The sequence below is a fragment of the Pseudooceanicola onchidii genome (genome assembly GCF_004959925.1).
GTDB classification, from domain to species: domain Bacteria; phylum Pseudomonadota; class Alphaproteobacteria; order Rhodobacterales; family Rhodobacteraceae; genus Pseudooceanicola; species Pseudooceanicola onchidii.
This window is the reverse complement of record NZ_SPUW01000001.1, coordinates 710,658-729,316: the sequence shown is the minus strand read 5'-3', so window position 1 is coordinate 729,316 and position 18,659 is coordinate 710,658. Positions and strand designations below refer to the sequence as shown.

Genomic DNA, 18,659 nt, shown 5'->3' with positions numbered 1-18,659 from the left:
TTTTTGCCCCAAATATCCCGGGAGGTCCGGAGGGCAGCGCCCTCCGGCGGCCCCCACAAGCGAGGCGCCTGACATGTTCCAGACCTTCGACAGCCCCTCTTCGCCGGATCAGGGCCCGCCCCGCCTGGCGCGTCTGCGCGATGTCATGACGGCCGAGAAGATCGACGCCTACCTCGTGCCCCGCGCCGACCGGTTCCAGGGCGAATACGTCGCGCCGCGCGACGACCGGCTGGCCTGGCTGACGGGGTTCACCGGATCGGCGGGCTTTGCGCTGGTCAGCGCCGATCATGCGCTGGTCTTCGTCGACGGCCGCTACCGCGTGCAGGTGCGCGCGCAGGTCGCGCCCGATTTCACCCCGATGGACTGGCCCGCGCAAAGCCATGTCGGCTGGCTGGCCCAGACCTACCCCGACGGTGGCGTTCTGGCCTTCGATCCCTGGCTGCACACGATCGACGAGATCACGCGCCTGTCGCGCGATCTGCCGAAGATGACCTTCCGGCGCACCGACAACCTGATCGACCGGATCTGGGCCGACCAGCCCGCCCCGCCCGCCGCGCCGATCACGGCCCATCCGCTGGAATTCGCGGGTGAGACGCATGATGCCAAGCGCGCCCGGCTGGCCGAGGACCTGCGCAAGGCGGGCGAGGCCGCCGCGCTGATCACCCTCCCCGACAGCGTGGCCTGGCTGTTCAACATCCGCGGCGCCGACATCCCCCGCAACCCGATTGCCCATGCCTTCGCCGTGCTGCGGGCCGATGGCTCTGCGGTGCTGCTGACCGATCCGGCGAAATGCGACGCGGTGCGCGACCACCTGGGCCCCGAGGTTCAGATCCGCACCGAAAGCGATCTGGCCGCGGTCCTTGCCGATCTGACCGGCCCGCTGCGGATCGACCCGCAGTCGACGCCGCAGGCGGTGGCCGACATGCTGGCCGACACCGGGCAAGAGGCACGGCATGGCACCGATCCCTGCCGTATCCCCAAGGCCTGCAAGAACGCAGGCGAACTGCAGGGGATGCGCGACGCCCATATCCGCGACGCCGTCGCCATGTGCCGGTTCCTGGCCTGGTTCGACGCCGCCGATCAGACGGACCTGTCCGAGATCGACCTGGTGACCTCTCTCGAAGGGTTCCGTCGGGATACGAACATGCTGCGCGAGATCTCGTTCGACACGATCGCCGGTGCGGGGCCGAACGGTGCCCTGCCCCATTACCGGGTCAGCACCGACACGAACCGTCGGCTCGAAGAGGGTGCGCTGATCGTGCTGGACAGCGGCGGGCAATATCCCGACGGCACCACCGATATCACCCGCACGCTGGTCGTCGGCGATGCGGGGGCCGAGGAAAAGCGCGCCTTCACCCTTGTCCTCAAGGGCATGATCGCGATTTCCCGGGCGCGGTTTCCGCGCGGCGTGGCGGGGGCGCATCTGGATGCTCTGGCGCGGTATCCGCTGTGGCTTGCGGGGATGGATTACGACCATGGCACCGGGCACGGCGTCGGCGCCTACCTCTGTGTACACGAAGGGCCGCAGCGGCTTGCCCGGGGCGGTGACGTGCCGCTTCTGCCCGGCATGATCCTGTCGAACGAGCCCGGCTATTACCGCGACGGCGCCTTCGGCATCCGGATCGAGAACCTGATCGCCGTTCAGCCTGCCGATCCCGTCACCGGCGGCGATGCGCGGGACATGCTGGATTTCGAGACGCTGACCTGGGTGCCCATTGACCGGCGGCTGATCGCGACCGACCTGTTGACGGCAGAGGAACGGGCGTGGATAAATGCGTACCACGCCACATGCCGCGACAATATCGGCCCTCTCCTGCCGCAGGACTGCAGGCTATGGTTTGACGCGGCGGTTGAAGCTCTCTGAGCATATTACAGAATTGTCACTTCACTGTCGCACAGTGAGGGCAAAGGCAGGATGGCCTGCCGGGAGGGACGAATGACGGACATACAAATTCACAAGGCCGAGGGCACATGGGTCGTGCGCGCCGGGGGCGCCGTTCTGGGCGAAAGCCGCGACGCACTTGAACTGACCGAGGGCGGCTATCCGGCGGTGATCTACTTCCCGCGCGGCGATATCGCGATGGCCTTCCTGGACCGGACGGATCACACCACCCACTGCCCCAAGAAAGGCGATGCGACCTATTTCTCGATCGTGACGAAAAGCACGACGCTGGAAAACGCAGCCTGGAGCTATGAGACACCCAAGGAAGGCATGGAACGGATCAAGGACCACCTTGCCTTCTATGCCACCGACTTCGTGGCGGTCGAACGGGTCTGACCCCCGCCGCACCACCGGATCTGACGACGCCCGCATCCCAGGATGCGGGCGTTTTCGTGTTCGCGGCCCATATCGGACGCAAGATCGGCAAATTCCGCTACGGCACGACGGAAATCGTCGGTGTCTGACTTGCACCCTCATCGTTCAGTTCATATTGAACGTTCCGAACGAGGAAAACGATGACCGACACACCCGAAGACCGTTTCGTCGAAACCCTGGGCCTGATCTTTCAGGGCGAAGGCATGCCGCCGATCTCGGGCCGCATCCTTGGACAGCTGGCCCTGGCCGACCGCGCGCTGAGCCTGACCGAAATCGCCGAGACGCTGCAGGTCTCGAAGGCGTCGGTGTCGACCAATGTCCGTTTGCTGGAAGCCAAGGGCATCGCGGTGCGCGAGGCGCGGCCCGGATCACGTCAGGACCACTGGCGGGCCGAGGCGCGGATGCATCGCGGCGTGCTGGAAAGCCTGTCGCTCAGGTTCCGGCGCAATGCCGAGCGGATCGACGAGATCGCCGACAGCTTTGATCCCGGCCAGGCACGGCAACGCAGGAAGGTCGAGGAATTCTCGGACTTCTACCACAAATCATCCGAATTCCTGTCGCAGTGGGCCCAGACGCTCGACGCGGCCCCGAAGGACCAGACACGAGGGGCCGAGGCCCCCGACAAGACAGTGAGCGATTGACATGGCAGACAAACCCCAAGACCCGCCCAAGCCCGACTGGGCGCTGACCGGTCGTGAACGCAAGGTCAAGGCGGCGCAGGCCGACGGGCGGCGCGGCCCCCGTCGGCGCTGGCCCTGGATCGTGGTGGCGCTGGCAGCAGTCGGAGCAGGCGCCTGGGTCGCGCAGGATCGTGGCCTGCTGGGCACCCCGCCCGCCGAGGAAACGGCCGACGCGCCCGCACCCGAAACGCCTGCCGAAACCCAAGCCCCCGCGCGCGAGGTCGTCATGCAGCTGCTGCCGGGAGAGTTGACCCGGATCGAACCGACCACCCTGCGCGACACCGTCCGCCTGACCGGATCGCTTGCCCCCGTCCGTCAGCTGGGCATTCCGGCCGAGGTCTCGGGCCGGGTGCAGCGGGTGGCCAAGAAGGCCGGGCAGACGGCTGTCGAGGGCGAGACGCTGATCCAGATCGATCTGGAGACCCTGCGCAACCAGCTGGAACAAAGCCGGGCGACGGCGGATGCGACGCGGGCGCAGCTGGATTATGCGCAGGAACAGTTCACCCGGACGCAAAGCCTTGTGGATCGCGGCGTGTCGGCGTCCTCGACGCTGGACAGCAACGAAGCCAACGTGCGGCAGTTGCGCGCCAATCTGGCGGCATTGGAAAAACAGGTGTCGAACGCCGAGCGTGCCATGGAAAAGGCGACGATCACCGCGCCCTTCCCCGGCGTGGTGTCCGAACGGCTGGTCGATCCGGGCGCCTATGTCAGCCCCGGCACGGCGTTGATGACGCTGGTCGATGTCTCGTCGCTGGAGCTTGAAGGCGCGGTGCCGGTGAACTACGGCCCCCGCATCCAGACCGGCCAGACGGTCGAACTGACCGTCGATGGCTTTGGCGATCAAAGTTTCTCGGGCAAGATCGAACGCGTTGCCCCGGTGGCGGTCTCGGGCACGCGGATGCTGCCCATCTATGCCACCATCGACAACCCCGACGAAGTGCTGCGTGGCGGCATGTTCGCCTCGGGGCTTCTGGTGCTGGACCAGGTGACCGATGCCTTCGGTGTGCCCGTCGATGCGATCCGCGAAGACGGCGACGGGTCTTTCGTGCTCAAGCGGGATGGCGGGCGCGTCGTGCGTCAGCCGGTGACGCTTGGCCAGTCCTGGGATCGGGGACGCGTCGTGCAGGTGACCGAAGGCCTGACGGACGGCGACGTGATCGTCACCGCCGCCATGCCCCGCCTGCAGCCCGGCATGCAGATCACCGTGGTTGGAGAGTAAGCGATGTTCCTGACCCGCATTTCCGTTGCCCAGCCGGTGTTCGCGACCATGATCATGGTCGCGATCTTCGTGATCGGGCTCTTCTCGTACCAGCGCCTGCCGGTCGAACAGTTGCCCGAGGTCGACTTCCCGGTCGTCGCCATCGTGACCACCTACCCCGGGGCCACGCCCGAGGCGGTCGAGGCCGACATCATCAAGCCGATCGAGGACGGGGTGTCGACCCTGTCAGGCATCGACGCCATCACTTCGACCGCGCTGACCGGATCGGCCATGACCATCGTGCAGTTCGAACTGGAGATCGACAGTTCCGTCGCAGCCCAGGACGTGCGTGACCGGATCGCCCAGATCGCTTCACAACTGCCCGACAACGCCGAAGATCCGCAGATCCTGCGGTTCGATCCCTCTGAACTGCCCATCATCTCGGTCGGGATCTCCTCGGAGAGGTTCGACACCGGGGTTCTGACGGCCCTGGCCGAAGACCAGCTGGCGACGCGCCTGTCGAACATTCCGGGCGTGGGCCGGGCCTCGGTCGTCGGCGGCGTCCCGCGCGAGGTGCATGTGCTGATCGATCCGGACCGCCAGGCGGCGCTTGGCATCGGCGCCTCGGAAATCGTGCAGGCCCTGGCCGCCGACAACACCGACCTGCCCGCCGGGTCGGTCACCAGCGGCGACAGCAAGCAATCGGTGCAGGTCGAAGGCCGCATCGCCGCGCTGGCCGATTTCGACGACATCATCATCTCGCGCCGTGGCGGTTACCCGGTGCGGCTGGGCGACGTGGCGCAGACCAGCACCAACCTTGCGGATGCCGAAAGCCTTGCCATGCTGGACGGCCAGCGCGCGCTGGCGGTCGACGTGGTGAAGACCCAGGGCGCCAATACCGTCGCCGTGGCCGAGGCCGTCCGCGAGGAAATCGCGAAACTGGCCGAAGACCCTCTCTATGACGGGATCGAGCTTGAGATCATCCGCGACAATGCCGTGCCTGTCGAACACAGCTTTGAATCCGTGCAGTCGATGCTGATCGAAGGGGCGCTGCTGGCCACCGTGATCGTGTTCCTCTTTCTCAATTCATGGCGGTCCACGGTGATCACCGGGCTGACCCTGCCGATCTCGATCATCGGGACGATGGCGGCGATCTATTTCCTGGGCTTCACGCTCAACATGATGACGATGATGGCGCTCAGCCTTGCCGTCGGCATCCTGATCGACGACGCCATCGTGGTGCGCGAAAACATCATGCGACACCTGCAGATGGGCAAACCGCACGACCAGGCGGCGCTGGACGGCACGAACGAGATCGGCCTGGCGGTCTTTGCCACCACCCTGTCGATCGTCGCGGTGTTCCTGCCGGTGGCCTTCATGGAAGGCATCCTGGGGCGGTTCTTCCTGCAGTTCGGGGTGACCGTGTCGGTGGCAGTCCTGATCTCTCTCTTCGTGTCCTTCACGCTTGATCCGATGATGTCCTCGGTCTGGTACGACCCGGCGGCGGACGCCAATGTCAAACGCGGGCCGCTCGGCCGTGCGATCCACCAGTTCGAACGGTTCTTCGACTGGCTGGGCCGCCGGTATCGCGGGCTGCTGAAGGTCGCGCTGCGCTGGCGCAAGACGACGCTGCTGGCGGCCTTCGGGTTCTTCGTCGGCGGGCTGGCCCTGTTCCCGCTGGTCGGCGCAGAATTCGTGCCGCCGGCCGACAATTCGGAAATGCAGATCGACCTCGAGATGCCGGTCGGCACGCCGCTGGACCGGACTGCCGAAAAGATCGCCCAGGTCGATGCCATCGCCCGCAGCTTTCCCGAGGTGATCGGCACCTATGCCACCGTGAATTCGGGCACGAATTCCGGTGAAAACGCGGCCTCCATCGTGTTGCGCATGACCAACCCGACCGAACGCGAACTGACCCCCACGACCCTCACGCCGCTGATGCGCGAGGCGCTTTCGGCGGTGCCCGGCGCCAAGTTCCGCGTCGGCCCTCCGGGAAGCTTCGGGGGCGGGGTGGAATCGCCGGTGGTGATCAAGATCTTCGGCGAAGACCTGGATACGCTTGGCCGCCTGTCGCGCCAGCTGGCCGACAACCTCGAGGCCGTGCCGGGCTTTGCCGATGTGCGCACCAGCCTCGACGATCCGCAGCCGACCATCGGCATCCGGGTCGACCGCGACGCGGCCTCGGACCTTGGCGTGTCGCTGGCGCAGGTGGGCAACGCCCTGTCGCCGATGATCGCCGGGCAGACCGTGTCGGACTGGACCGCGCCCAATGGCGACAGCTACGACGTGCTGCTGCGCCTGCCCGAAGGCGTGCGCAACGATGCGGGTCGGCTGGGGTCGCTGCCGGTGGCGACGGATGCCAGCGGCACCGGCGTCGTCCGGCTGGACCAGATCGCGGTCGTCGAACCCTCGGAAGGTCCCGGAGAGATCACCAGGGAAGGCCGCGAACGGTCGGTCCAGGTGACCTCCGGCCTTGACGGGCTCGACATCCGCACCGCCCAGCCCTTCATTCAGGAGGCCATCGCCGCGCTCGACATGCCGCCGGGCTACCGGACGGGCTTTGGCGGGGACAGCGAACAGATCGCCGAATCCGGCGCCTCGGCGGCGGCGGCGCTGCTGCTGGCGGTGGTCTTCATCTACCTCGTGCTGGCCTCGCAGTTCGCCAGCTTCGTGCAGCCGCTGGCGATCATGTCATCCCTGCCGCTGGCGCTGATCGGGGTGATGGCGGGCCTGCTGGTCGGGGGATCGACGCTCAACATGTTCTCGATCATCGGCTTCATCATGTTGATGGGCCTCGTGGTGAAGAACGCGATCCTGCTGGTCGACAACGCCAACCAGCACCGGCGCGCGGGGCTCAACCTTTTCGACGCGCTGGTCGAGGCCGGGACGACCCGCTTCCGCCCGATCGTGATGACGACGCTGGCGATGATCTTCGGGATGCTGCCGCTGGCGCTGAACATCCACGGCGGTTCGGGCCAGAACGCGCCCATGGCCCATGCGGTGATCGGCGGGCTGATCTCGTCCTCGCTGCTGACGCTGGTGGTGGTGCCGGTGCTGCTGACCTATATCGACAGCTTCCTGCGCGCGATCCAGCCCTTGCTGCCCAAGGCGCCCGACGACGCCCACGCGTGACGCCCGTGGCGGGGTCGGATGCCTCCGGCGGGGATATTTGGAGCAAAAAGAAAGCGGCGTTGGCTGATTTCTTTTTGCCGAAAATATCCCGGGTGTGAATTGAGCCCGCATGGGCTCAAGAGAGGGCAGCGCCCTCTAACTGTGTTCCTCGGCGGCCGTCGCGGCCAGCGCCCGGTTGTAGGCCCTGAGCGCATCGACGTGGTAGAGCGCACCCAGCAGGTCAGGCGGCTGGTCGGCGCGTGTCAACTGTACCACCGGCAGGAATACGGCACCGGTGCGGTCGAAGGCCGGCAGCGCGGCCTCGAGCGTGGATTGCGCGTCGATGTAGTCGCCGGCCTCGATCATCGCCCAGCAGTCGTCGTCGGGGGGGGCGCGTTTTTCGCCCCGGATGCGCATGACCTGCTGTGCCTTCAGCAGCCCCAGCAGATAGGCCTGCGGCCCGGCGGCCAGGTGGACGCCGCGCCGTTCGATCTGGGTCAGGAAGAAGGACCGGTCGACCAGCCGCGTGCCGATCGCGGTCGAGATCGACACGGTGACCATCACCGCCAGCCCCGTGGCCCAGTCGCCGGTCAGTTCGAACACGATCAGCGTGGTCGAGATCGGCGCGCCCAGCACCGCCGCCGCAACGCCGCCCATGCCCGCCAGCGCATAGAGCGTCGCCGAGCCCGAGATGTCGGGGAAGATGCCGGTGGCGATCTGGCCAAAGGCCAGGCCGGTCAGCGCCCCGATCATCAGCGAGGGCGAGAAGACCCCGCCGCCCATCCGTCCGCCGATGGTGATCGACACCGCCACCGTCTTGATCACCGCCAGCAGGATCGCGTTCCACAGAACGATCTGGCCGGTCAGCGCCAGCGAGGTCGTCTCGTACCCCACCCCGATGATCTGCGGGCACCAGATCGCCATGACGCCCAGCATTGCGCCGGCGAGGCCCGGGCGCAGCCAGCGCGGCAGGCGGTAGCGCGCCTGGATGTAGGAGGCGACATCCTCGGCCGCGAAGATCGACCGCATCAGCATCCCCGCCACCAGACCGCAGATCGCGCCCAGGATGAGAAAGGCGGGGAGTTCTTCGTAGAAATGCAGGATCGACCCGGTGGTCAGGGTGAATTCGGTCACGCCGCCGAATTCGAGCCGGTTGATCACCGTGCCCGCGACCGAGGCGATGACGATCGGGGCGAAGGCATGGATGGCGAAGTGGCGCAGCACCACCTCGAGCGCAAAGAGCGCCCCGGCGATCGGCGCGTTGAACGAGGCCGAGACCGCCGCCGCCACCGCGCATCCCAGAAGATCGCGCCCGGTGACGCCATCGGCCTTGAGCCAGGTCAGCACCCGGGTCGAGATCACGGCGGCCAGGTGCACCACCGGCCCTTCCCGCCCCGACGACCCGCCCGAGCCAAGCGTGATGAGCGAGGCCGCAGCGGAGGCGAGGCCTGCCTTGCCCTCGACCCGGCCATTGTTCAGCGCCGCCCCCTGGATCACGTCGGCCACCGACCTGACCCGGGCGTCGGGCGTGAACTTGTGCAGGATGACGCCCACCAGAAGGCCACCGCAGATCGGGATCGTCAGCACCCAGTACCAGGGCAGGTCACTGGCAAAGCTCGACAGGCGGGTGATGTCATCGGTGCGATAGAGGAAGGCCTGCAGCGCCTCGATCCCCAGCCGGAAGCCAAGTGCTGCGGCGCCGCCCGCGATCCCGACGGCAAGCGCGATCAGCCAGAACTGCACCTGGTTGGGGCCGCGCGTGCGGATCACGTGCCAGCCGTCCAGAAGATTGGCGCGCATCCGTTCGATCACGGCGGCCAAGGGCGATCTGGCGTTGGAGCTCATGGCGCCTTGCGGCCTCCGTGGTTGTGCGTTGTGCCGGATGTGGTGCCCTTCCCTCCCCCGGTCCCGTGCCATAATAGAGACGGGACACGTTCAGCCGCAGGAGACGAGATGACGCTGGAAAACGCCTGGCCCGACCTTACCGATGTCTTAGGCGATCGGGTCACGCGGTCCAAGCCGGAACTGGAGGCGCACGGCGCCTCGGAAAGCTATTTCCCCCTGACCCTGCCCGATGCGGTGGCCTATCCCGAAACGACGGCCGAGGTTTCGGCGCTGATGCGCATCTGTTCGGCGCATGGTGTGCCGGTGATCGGCTATGGCGCGGGTACCTCGCTTGAGGGCCAGGCGCAGGCGTTCTCGGGCGGGCTGGTGGTGGACTTCGCCCGGATGAACCGCGTGATCGAGATCGGTCAGGCCGACATGGATGCCCGCATCCAGCCCGGTGTCACCCGCGAGGCGCTGAACGAGGAACTGCGGGCGACTGGGCTGTTCTTTCCGGTCGATCCCGGCGCCAATGCCACGCTTGGCGGCATGGCCTCGACCCGGGCCAGCGGCACGACGGCGGTGCGCTACGGCACGATGCGGGACAACGTGCTGGGGCTTGAGGTCGTGCTGGCCGACGGCCGGGTGATCCGCACCGGCACGCGGGCGCGGAAGTCCTCGGCCGGGTACGACCTGACGGGGCTTTTCATCGGCGCCGAGGGCACGCTTGGCCTGATCACCGAAATGGTGGTGCGCCTGCACGGCCAGCCCGAAGCGGTCAGCGCCGCCGTCTGTGCCTTCGACACCATCGGGGACGCGGTGCGCGCCGTGTCGGACACCATCCAGATGGGCATTCCCATGGCGCGGATCGAATTTGTCGATGCGGCGACGGTGGATGCGGTGAACCGCTATTCGGGCATGGCGATGCCGCTGAAGCCGCATCTGCTGGTGGAATTCCACGGCTCCGAGGGCGGGGTCGCCGAACAGGCCGAGGTCTTTGGCGATATCGTGGCCGAACACCACGGCCACGGGTTCGAATGGGCGGCCAATGCCGAGGATCGCAAGGCGCTCTGGACCGTGCGGCACCACGCCTATTGGGCGATCCTCGCGGCGCGGCCCGGGACGCGGGCGGTGGTCACGGATATCTGCGTGCCGATCTCGCGCCTGGCCGAAGCGGTGGAGGCGACCCAGAAGGATCTTGAGGAAGCCGGTATCCCCGGCCCGATCCTCGGCCACGTGGGCGACGGGAATTTCCACGCGATCCTGCTGGTCGATCCGACGGACGAAGCCGACCTGAAACGGGTCAAGGCGGCCTCGGACCGCATGGTGGCGCTTTCGTTGGAGATGGGCGGCACCTCGACCGGGGAACATGGCGTGGGCATCGGCAAGAAGGGCTTCATGACCCGTGAACATGGGGATGCCTGGCAGGTGATGGGGCAGATCAAGCGCGCGCTGGATCCGCAGAACATCCTGAACCCGGGAAAACTTGCGCCTGACGCCAATTAGAGTCTATTGATGCGCCCAGACGCGCGACATCATTGGGACCCGGCGGCGCTGCATTCTGCAGCGTCTTGGGGATGTTGCGCGCCGGACCGGAATTGGGACGGTAGGGGCACAGGTGACACAGGCAGAACGCCAGCCGGACGCGGCACATACGGACGACGGCGCAGATACGGACGTTGAGGCGTCGGTCGTCGATCAATCCTACGATGCGGCGCTTGAGCCGCGACGTCTGACCGACCTCGTCACCCTTTGGGACAAGGTCTTTGTTCCGAATTGGCGGCTCTCGGCCCAGACGCGCCGGGCCCATCTGGACCGCAGCGGGATGCTGCGGCACCTCGGGCGGCTTGAGAAAATCCTGAAGCTTGGCGCGCAGGCGTCGCGGTCTTCGGCGCAGGACCGGGCGCTGGACAGGTTCCACCGGGCCGCGGCCTTCACGCTGGATGCGAAACTGCGGATCACGGTGGCGAATTCGGCGGCGGGCCGGATGCTGGGCCTTCGACGCGGCCAGGCCCTGCGGGATCTGCGGATCGGAGAGGACGACCTGGCGCGGCTGTCGATGACCGTGCAGGCGCTGCTGTCCGGTGAGGCGCCCGGCGGACAGCCGACACGCATCGTCCGCGCGCGACGCGTGACCGACGACCGGCCGATCCTCTTTCTTGTCCACTATGTGCCTGGCGCCGAGGACGAGCCGGATTTCGTCCTGGTTGCCACCACCGATATCCACTGGACCCCGCAGGCCCGGACCCTTCTGCGCGATGCCTTCCACCTGACCGAGGCCGAAGCCGAGGTGATGATCGCCCTGACGCGGCACCATTCGCTCAAGAACATTGCCGCGGCGCGGGGCCGGTCGCTGGCCACGGTCAGGTCGCAGGTCAAATCGCTGCAGGCCAAGACCGAAGCGCGCGGGCAATCCGAACTGCTGCGCATCGCCCTGTCGCTGATGGATATCGCGCCGGGGGACACGGACCGCATCAGCCCACGCAGCGACGGGACGGGGCTGCGGGTATCGCGCGGCGGGGCCGAACTGTCGCCCCTGCCCTTCCGCCAGATCACGCGGCCCGACGGGCGGCGGTTCGATTACCTTGATTTCGGCGATCCCGAGGGACGGCCGGTGATCTTCCTCAGTTCGTCGTTCGGGACCTGCCGCTGGCCGGCCACCGCTGAATTTGCCGCCGAACAGTCGGGCCTGCGGATCATCGCGCCGATCCGGTCGGGCTATGGGGGATCCTCGCCGCTGGCGCCCGGAGACGACCGGTTGGACTGTTTCGCGCAGGACGTGCTGGCCGTGATGGACAAGCTGGTGATCGGCGCGGCGCAGGTCATCGTGCTGGACGAGGACATGCCCTATGTCGCGCGCCTTTTCCGCCATGCCCCGGACCGCATCCACAGCATCCTCGGGTCTTCGGCCTTCCTGCCGCTGACCCGGCCAGAACAGTATGAACGCATGGGGCGCTGGCACCGGTTCATACTGGGCACGGCACGGTACGTGCCGGCGCTGTTGCCCTTCGTGGTCCGGCTGGGCTTTGCCATGGCGCGCCAGATCGGCAAGGCGGAATTCGTGCGGCAGGTCTATGCCGGGTCGCCCGCCGACGTTGCCATGACCCGGGTGCCGCGCCTGTTCGAATCGGTGGAAAGCGGATCCGACGTCATCCTGTCGGAAGGGTTCGAAGCCGCGCGCGCCTATGCGCAGGAGATCTCGATCGTGCACCGCAGTGACTGGCGGAGCGAGTTCGAGGCGATGCGCGACCGGGTGCAGATCGTCGATCTGATCGGCACCGAGGATCAGGGCATCACTGCCGAAACCATCGCCGAATATCGCGCGGATTACCCTTGGGTGACCATCATCCCGGTCGAAGGCGCCGGATCGTTCCTGTTCTTCCAGAAATGGGACATGGTCCTGCAGCACCTCAAGCGGATGGCGCATCTTCCTGCAAGCTAGGGCTTGTAGGAAAATCGTGGACGACCGGAAAATTTAGCCCAAATGGGGCATGACGGCCTGGGGGACGGTTCCTATGGTCCGCGAATATTGAGTGACGTGTTGGGGCCTTCGAGGAACGCTGTGCGATCTTCGGGGGCCTCTATTTTTCAAGGGGTTGAGACGCGGCCGCCCTAGCCCAGAAGCGATTGCGCGGCAGCGCGGGCTTCCGGCGTCACGCGATCACCAGACAGCATCCGCGCGATTTCGTCGACCCGTTCGTCCTGCGCCAGGGGCGTGACCGTCGACCGGGTGACATCGCCATCGACCGATTTCGCCACCCGCCAGTGATGCGACCCAAGCGCGGCGACCTGCGGGCTGTGCGTGACCACCAGAACCTGGCCCGTCGCGGACAGTTCGGCCAGGCGGCGCCCGACGGCATCGGCGGTCGCGCCGCCAACCCCCCGGTCGATTTCATCAAAGATCATGGTGACGCCCGAGGCCTCGCCCGACAGGCAGACCTTCAGCGCCAATAAAAAGCGCGACAGTTCCCCGCCCGAGGCGATCTTGTTCAACGGGCCTGCAGGCGCGCCGGGGTTGGTGGCGACGGTAAAGGTCGCGGCATCCTGTCCATCGGGACCGGGATCGGCGGGGGTCAGCGCGGTCGTGAACCGGGCGCGTTCCATCTTGAGCGGAGCCAGTTCGGCCTCCACCGCCTTGTCGAGCCGACCTGCGGCCTCGGCCCGGGCCTCGGTCAGGCGGGCAGCGGCGGCCTGATAGGCCTTGTCGGCCTTGGCGGCGGCGGCCTCCAGGTCCTCGATATCCTCGGCGCCACGGTCCAGCCGGGTCAGCCGTTCGCGCAGCGTGTCGGCAAAGGCGTGCAGGTCATCGGCGACGATGCCGTGCTTGCGCGACATGGCGCGGATTGCGAACAGCCGTTCCTCGGTCCGTTCCAGTTCCAGCGGGTCGATATCCAGCGCATCGAAGCACCGTTCCACCCCGTCGGCGGCCTCGCCCAGTTCAGTCAAGGCCCGCGACAGGGCCGCGAGGGGCGCGTCCAGCGCGTCGCCCAATTGGGCAGCAGCCCCGTCCAGCCAGCGTTGCGCGTCGGTCATCACGCCCTCGGCCCCGTCACTGCCAAGGGCCTGCATCGCGCGGGCGACGTCTTCGCGGACCTTTTCCGCGGCCTGCATCCGGCGACGGCTGCTGTCGAGCTCGGCTTCCTCGCCCGGCTGCGGGCCCAGCTTGTCCAGTTCGGCCACGGCATGGCGCAGGAAGTCTTCCTCGGCCTTGACCTCTTCGATGGCGGCGCGGGCAACGTCGAGCGCCTTGGCGGCCTCGCGCCGGGTGCGCCAGGCCTGGCGGGTGGCGTCCACCAGCGCGGGCTGATCCATGTAGGCGTCCAGCAGCGCCAGGTGCCCGCGCGGGTTCAGCAGGCCCCGGTCGTCGTGCTGGCCATGCAGTTCGATCAGGGTTTCCGACAAGCTGCGCAGCACTTCGCCCGACGACCTGCGGTCGTTGATCCAGGCGGTCTTGCGGCCATCGGCGGTGTTCACGCGGCGCAGGATCAGTTCGTCCGTGGCAGGCAGCCCGGCCTCGGCCAGGACGGCGCGTGCGGGATGATCGGCGGGCAGGTCGAAGACGGCCGTCACCTCGCCCTGATCGGCGCCGGTGCGCACCAGGTCGGCCCGGCCACGCCAGCCCAGCACGAAGCCAAGCGAATCCAGAAGGATGGACTTGCCCGCGCCGGTCTCACCGGTCAGCACGTTTAGACCGGGCTGGAACTCAAGCTCCAGCCGGTCGATGATGAGCATGTCCCGGATGTCCAGCCCGCGCAGCATCAGCTTATCCTGTCGCAGATCCCCAAAGGGGCAGCGTCACAGCCACTTGCCCTGGATCATCTGCCGATAGATGGCAGACAGCCAGTTCTTCCCGCGCACCTTCGGTTCCAGCCCCTGCTTTGTCAGCAGTTGATAGCTGTCTTCGTACCAGTTGGTGGACTGGAAGTTGTGGCCCAGGATCGCGCCGGCGGTCTGCGCTTCGTCGGTCAGGCCGAGTGACAGGTAGGCCTCGACCAGGCGATGCAGCGCCTCGGGCGTGTGGGTGGTGGTCTGGAAGTCTTCGACCACGACGCGGAAGCGATTGATCGCCGCGGTGTGGTGATGACGTTTGAGGTAGTAACGCCCGATCTCCATCTCTTTCGCGGCGAGATGGTCGAAGGCGAGGTCGAATTTCAGGATCGCCGACTTGGCATATTCGCTGTCGGGATAACGCTCGATCACGGTGCGCAGCGACTGCAGCGCTTGGAAGGTCAGGCCCTGGTCACGGCCGACTTCGTCGATCTGGTCATAGTAGCTGAGCGCCAGAAGATACTGCGCATAGGCCGCGTCTTCATCCGCCGGATAGAAATCGATGTAGCGCTGCGCGGACGAGCGGCTGTTCTCGTAGTCCTTGTCCTTGTGATAGGCGAAGGCCTGCATGATCAGCGCGCGTTTCGCCCATTCGGAATAGGGATACAGGCGTTCGACCTCTCCGAAGTATTCGGCGGCCCGTTCGTGGCGACGGCGGTTCATTTCGAACTCGGCCCGGCCAAAGATCTGTTCGGCCGTGAAGGCTTCGATCGGCTGACCGTTCATGCCAAGACCATCGGTGGCCTCGCCGCTGCAGGCGGCAAGAGCCCCGCACAGCATCAAGGTCGCCAAGGCACGCGTGCCATTTGCCGCAATTCGAGAGTTCACCACTAGCCGCCCCATGTCGTCTTTTTGGACCTGCCCACTCCGGTTACCGCCACCCTCGGGGCCGCGGTTACCCGGGTCTAACACAGAAAACCCGGGGGGCAAATCGACAATCGCCCGTTTGGCAGAGGAGGACAAGAGCAGGTTTGCCCTGAAAATCAGGCGACTGCGGGCATTTCCGCAAGATGCGCGCCCGCGCCCGGCAGACGGGCGGCCTGTGCGTCGGTGCAATCAACCACGCGATAGTTCGCAGGATCGGAAAAAACCTTGCGCAGCAGGGTGTTGGTCAGGCTGTGACCGGCGCGGGTGCCGGTGTAGAGACCCAGGATCGGGCCACCGGCCAGCGTCAGATCGCCAAGGGCGTCCAGCATCTTGTGACGCACGGGTTCGTCCCCGCGACGCAGACCGCCGGGGCTGACCACGTCATCACCGTCGAACACAACCGCGTTTTCGCCCGCAACGCCGCCAAGCGCCAGACCGTTGGCCTGCATCGCGTCGACATCCGCCTGACGGCAGAAGGTGCGGCAATCGCACAGCTCGCGCACGAAGGTGCCGTTTTCCATCGTCAGATGCTTGGCCTGCTGCCCGATGGCCGCATCGGCAAAGTCGATCTGGAAGGCGATTTCCATCACGCGGTTCGGTTCGATCCGGGCCACGGCGTCGCCGTTGGACACCTCGACCGGCTTGAGGATCTCGATCGCGCGGATCGGGGCGGCCTGGACCTGCAGCCCGCAGGTCAAAAAGCTGCGCACGAACGGCGCGGACGAGCCGTCGAGGATCGGGACCTCGGGGCCGTCGATTTCGATCAGCACATTGTGGATGCCGCAGCCCGCCAGCGCGGCCATCAGGTGTTCGATGGTCGACACGGTGGCGCCGGCCGCGTTTTCGATCCGGGTGCACAGGGGCGAGCGGTCGACCGCATCCCAACGTGCGGGGATCTTGGCATCGCCCAGCTTGATGTCGGTCCGCTTGAACCAGATGCCGTGATAGGCAGAGGCCGGGCGCACCACGAGCGTCGCCGGTTTCCCCGAATGGAGACCGACACCCTCGAAGCGGACTGGCGACTTGATCGTCTTCTGCACGGCAACCCCTTGTCTTGAACGCAATGATCCCGGGCCAGCTGCATGGTTCGGCCATACGGGGGCGTTCTGCTGATCCTTAACTAGTTGTGACGGCCCGACATCTCAATTCACTCTTTGCAACGGTTTGAAACACAACCGCCGCAGCGCGGCGAAAATTGACGCATCGGGTGAAGACACCGTCGGAACCCCTTGCTAGCAAAAGAAAAGGGCCGCCCGTCGGCGACCCTTTCCGTTCACGATTTGCGTAGGATCAGTTTGCCTGGCGGCGCAGGAAAGCGGGGATTTCGATCCGCTCCTGATCCTGATCACGGGCCGGGTCGGCGGCGCGCGGTGCTTCCTGCGGGCGCATCGCGGGCTGCTGGCGGACCGGCTGCTGCGGTGCGGGCTGCGCGGCGGCGGCCTGTCCGTGCTGACGCTCTCCGGTCATCCGGTTGATCAGGGAGTTGATCCCGAAGCGGGATTTTTCTTCCTGCGGCTGCTCCGCCTGGCGCGAGGGCGCGCGGTGGATCGCGGCCTGCAGGCGGGCAAGCGTTTCAGCCGAGGGCTGGCCCGGACGCGGCGCCTTGGGGGCCACGAAGGCCTCGGTCTGCTGCGGCTGCGGTTCCGGCGCGGGCTGCGGCGCGGCCTCGATCACCTCGGGACGGTAGGCCGGGGCCGGAAGGCCGTCGTCGGCGTCCTCGGCGTAGGTGTCCCGCGCGATGTCGCGGCCCGCTTCGTTGGCGTCAAAGCCGGTGAACAGGGACGGCGCGTCGTCTTCCTCGATCACATCTTCAACCGGAGCCGGTGCCGGGGTCGGCGCGACGAACATCGGGGCCGGACGGCGCGGAGCCGGGGCCGGTGCGGGTTCGTAGGCGGTTTCGACCGGTGCCGGGGCGGGCTGTTCGGCCACCTCGATCTGCTCGGGCGCGGTCTGGCGCGCCTCGGCCATGCGACGGCGCGGGGTCGGAATGTCCTGCGACATCTCGGTCACGTCGATGCCGGTCGCGACGACCGACACGCGCATCTTGCCGTCCATGTTCGGGTCGAGGGTCGAACCGACGATGATGTTCGCCTCGGGGTCCACTTCCTCGCGGATGCGGTTCGCGGCTTCGTCCAGTTCGAACAGGGTCAGATCGTCCGATCCGGTGATGTTGATCAGCACGCCCTTCGCACCGCGCAGCGAGATCTCGTCGAGCAGCGGGTTGGCGATGGCTTTTTCGGCGGCCTGGATGGCGCGGTCTTCGCCCTCGGCCTCGCCGGTGCCCATCATCGCCTTGCCCATTTCGTCCATCACGGCGCGAACGTCGGCAAAGTCGAGGTTGATGAGACCCGGACGGACCATCAGGTCGGTCACGCCTTTCACACCCTGGTAGAGCACGTCATCGGCCATCGAGAAGGCTTCGGTGAACGTGGTCTTTTCGTTGGCGAGCCGGAAGAGGTTCTGGTTCGGAATGATGATCAGCGTATCGACCATCTTCTGAAGGGCTTCGACACCGTCTTCCGCCTGGCGCATCCGCTTGGCGCCTTCGAACTGGAAGGGCTTGGTCACGACGCCGACGGTCAGAACGCCAAGCTCACGGGCGGCCTGCGCAATGATCGGGGCAGCGCCGGTGCCGGTGCCGCCGCCCATGCCGGCGGTGATGAAGCACATGTGTGCCCCGGCCAGCTGGTCGACGATCTGTTCGATGGACTCTTCGGCCGCCGCGGCGCCGATCGAGGCCTTGGCCCCTGCCCCCAGACCTTCGGTCACCTTCACACCCAGCTGGATGCGATGTTCCGCCTTGGCCTGTTGAAGCGCCTGGGCGTCGGTGTTGGCGACGACAAAGTCGACCCCGTCCAGCGCCTTGTCGATCATGTTGTTGACTGCGTTGCCGCCAGCGCCACCGACACCGAACACGGTGATGCGCGGTTTCAGTTCGTCCTGTCCCGGTACCGAGAGGTTCAATGCCATGGTTACGTCCGCCTGTGTGTCCATCTATCGACAGCTTTTATTCATGTCTATCGTTGCCAACTGTAGCGTGAGTCTCGGCTGAGGTCACGCCTGAATCTCTGAAACGCTAGCAAAATCTGGGGTCAGTTACGATTAAGTCAGCGTAATATTGCCGTTACAGCAATATCTTGATGTGCAAGGAGACGCAAGAATAGAGCGGACAACAGCAAGATTAGTCCGATTATGCAGCATCTATCGCGGCTTAGCGGCGCTGCGATTCTTGATATAGGGTGAGTGGTCACTGCTCGCGCCGACTCGGACGTTTTCCGTCCCTTGTTGCGCGGATTGTTGCACAAAGCCCGGAATACGCCAAGCAGACCGGCCA

Annotated in this window: 12 protein-coding genes; 7 read left to right on the top strand and 5 right to left on the bottom strand. The window is 66.4% G+C overall.

Annotated features, from left to right (window positions below; translation table 11 throughout):
- Nucleotides 1-73 precede the first annotated feature (73 nt).
- The 5 genes from E4S58_RS03475 (at nt 74) to E4S58_RS03455 (ending at nt 7,327) form a co-directional block, all read left to right on the top strand.
- Nucleotides 74-1,864 (top strand): aminopeptidase P family protein, encoded by a 1,791-nt coding sequence (locus tag E4S58_RS03475; protein WP_136634908.1) that lies wholly within the window; start codon nt 74-76, stop codon nt 1,862-1,864.
- Nucleotides 1,865-1,936: 72 nt separating this feature from the next.
- A complete protein-coding gene (locus E4S58_RS03470; RefSeq protein WP_136634907.1) occupies nt 1,937-2,278 on the top strand; it encodes a DUF427 domain-containing protein in 342 nt (113 codons plus the stop codon).
- 179 nt (nt 2,279-2,457) lie between these two features.
- Nucleotides 2,458-2,958 carry a GbsR/MarR family transcriptional regulator gene (locus E4S58_RS03465; protein ID WP_136634906.1) on the top strand — a complete coding sequence of 167 codons (501 nt, stop codon included), beginning with the start codon at nt 2,458-2,460 and terminating at the stop codon, nt 2,956-2,958.
- Between the two features lies 1 nt (nt 2,959).
- Complete coding sequence (locus E4S58_RS03460) at nt 2,960-4,216, top strand: efflux RND transporter periplasmic adaptor subunit (RefSeq protein ID WP_136634905.1); 1,257 nt, start codon at nt 2,960-2,962, stop codon at nt 4,214-4,216.
- Between the two features lie 3 nt (nt 4,217-4,219).
- Nucleotides 4,220-7,327: an efflux RND transporter permease subunit gene (locus E4S58_RS03455; protein ID WP_136634904.1), complete on the top strand. Its 3,108-nt coding sequence runs from the start codon at nt 4,220-4,222 to the stop codon at nt 7,325-7,327.
- A gap of 135 nt (nt 7,328-7,462) precedes the next feature.
- Here the strand turns inward: E4S58_RS03455 and E4S58_RS03450 are convergent, their stop codons facing one another.
- Complete coding sequence (locus E4S58_RS03450; RefSeq protein WP_136634903.1) at nt 7,463-9,151, bottom strand: chloride channel protein; 1,689 nt, start codon at nt 9,149-9,151, stop codon at nt 7,463-7,465.
- Between the two features lie 108 nt (nt 9,152-9,259).
- Here E4S58_RS03450 and E4S58_RS03445 point away from each other — a divergent pair, with 108 nt between their 5' ends.
- Both E4S58_RS03445 and E4S58_RS03440 read left to right on the top strand, forming a co-directional pair.
- Nucleotides 9,260-10,636 (top strand): FAD-binding oxidoreductase, encoded by a 1,377-nt coding sequence (locus E4S58_RS03445; protein WP_136634902.1) that lies wholly within the window; start codon nt 9,260-9,262, stop codon nt 10,634-10,636.
- Between the two features lie 112 nt (nt 10,637-10,748).
- The gene (locus E4S58_RS03440) at nt 10,749-12,572 is read left to right on the top strand and encodes a bifunctional helix-turn-helix transcriptional regulator/alpha/beta hydrolase (protein ID WP_136634901.1); all 1,824 of its coding nucleotides are present in this window, start codon (nt 10,749-10,751) and stop codon (nt 12,570-12,572) included.
- Nucleotides 12,573-12,742: 170 nt separating this feature from the next.
- On the opposite strand, the gene recN is transcribed toward E4S58_RS03440, so the two are convergent.
- The 4 genes from recN to ftsZ form a co-directional block, all read right to left on the bottom strand.
- Nucleotides 12,743-14,389 carry a DNA repair protein RecN gene (gene recN, locus E4S58_RS03435; RefSeq protein ID WP_136634900.1) on the bottom strand — a complete coding sequence of 549 codons (1,647 nt, stop codon included), beginning with the start codon at nt 14,387-14,389 and terminating at the stop codon, nt 12,743-12,745.
- A 36-nt stretch (nt 14,390-14,425) separates the two neighbouring features.
- Nucleotides 14,426-15,301: an outer membrane protein assembly factor BamD gene (locus E4S58_RS03430; RefSeq protein WP_136634899.1), complete on the bottom strand. Its 876-nt coding sequence runs from the start codon at nt 15,299-15,301 to the stop codon at nt 14,426-14,428.
- 140 nt (nt 15,302-15,441) lie between these two features.
- Nucleotides 15,442-16,365, bottom strand: a complete 924-nt coding sequence (gene lpxC / locus E4S58_RS03425) for a UDP-3-O-acyl-N-acetylglucosamine deacetylase (RefSeq protein ID WP_136634898.1) — start codon at nt 16,363-16,365, stop codon at nt 15,442-15,444.
- A 250-nt stretch (nt 16,366-16,615) separates the two neighbouring features.
- Nucleotides 16,616-18,295, bottom strand: a complete 1,680-nt coding sequence (gene ftsZ, locus E4S58_RS03420) for a cell division protein FtsZ (protein ID WP_136634897.1) — start codon at nt 18,293-18,295, stop codon at nt 16,616-16,618.
- Nucleotides 18,296-18,659 lie beyond the last annotated feature (364 nt).

Bases quoted from the DNA above. Each gene is read 5' to 3' on its own strand.
- E4S58_RS03475 (WP_136634908.1), top strand. From the start codon at position 74: ATGTTCCAGACCTTCGACAGCCCCTCTTCGCCGGATCAGGGCCCGCCC.
- E4S58_RS03470 (WP_136634907.1), top strand. From the start codon at position 1,937: ATGACGGACATACAAATTCACAAGGCCGAGGGCACATGGGTCGTGCGC.
- E4S58_RS03465 (WP_136634906.1), top strand. From the start codon at position 2,458: ATGACCGACACACCCGAAGACCGTTTCGTCGAAACCCTGGGCCTGATC.
- E4S58_RS03460 (WP_136634905.1), top strand. From the start codon at position 2,960: ATGGCAGACAAACCCCAAGACCCGCCCAAGCCCGACTGGGCGCTGACC.
- E4S58_RS03455 (WP_136634904.1), top strand. From the start codon at position 4,220: ATGTTCCTGACCCGCATTTCCGTTGCCCAGCCGGTGTTCGCGACCATG.
- E4S58_RS03450 (WP_136634903.1), bottom strand. From the start codon at position 9,151: ATGAGCTCCAACGCCAGATCGCCCTTGGCCGCCGTGATCGAACGGATG.
- E4S58_RS03445 (WP_136634902.1), top strand. From the start codon at position 9,260: ATGACGCTGGAAAACGCCTGGCCCGACCTTACCGATGTCTTAGGCGAT.
- recN (WP_136634900.1), bottom strand. From the start codon at position 14,389: ATGCTGCGCGGGCTGGACATCCGGGACATGCTCATCATCGACCGGCTG.
- E4S58_RS03430 (WP_136634899.1), bottom strand. From the start codon at position 15,301: ATGGGGCGGCTAGTGGTGAACTCTCGAATTGCGGCAAATGGCACGCGT.
- ftsZ (WP_136634897.1), bottom strand. From the start codon at position 18,295: ATGGCATTGAACCTCTCGGTACCGGGACAGGACGAACTGAAACCGCGC.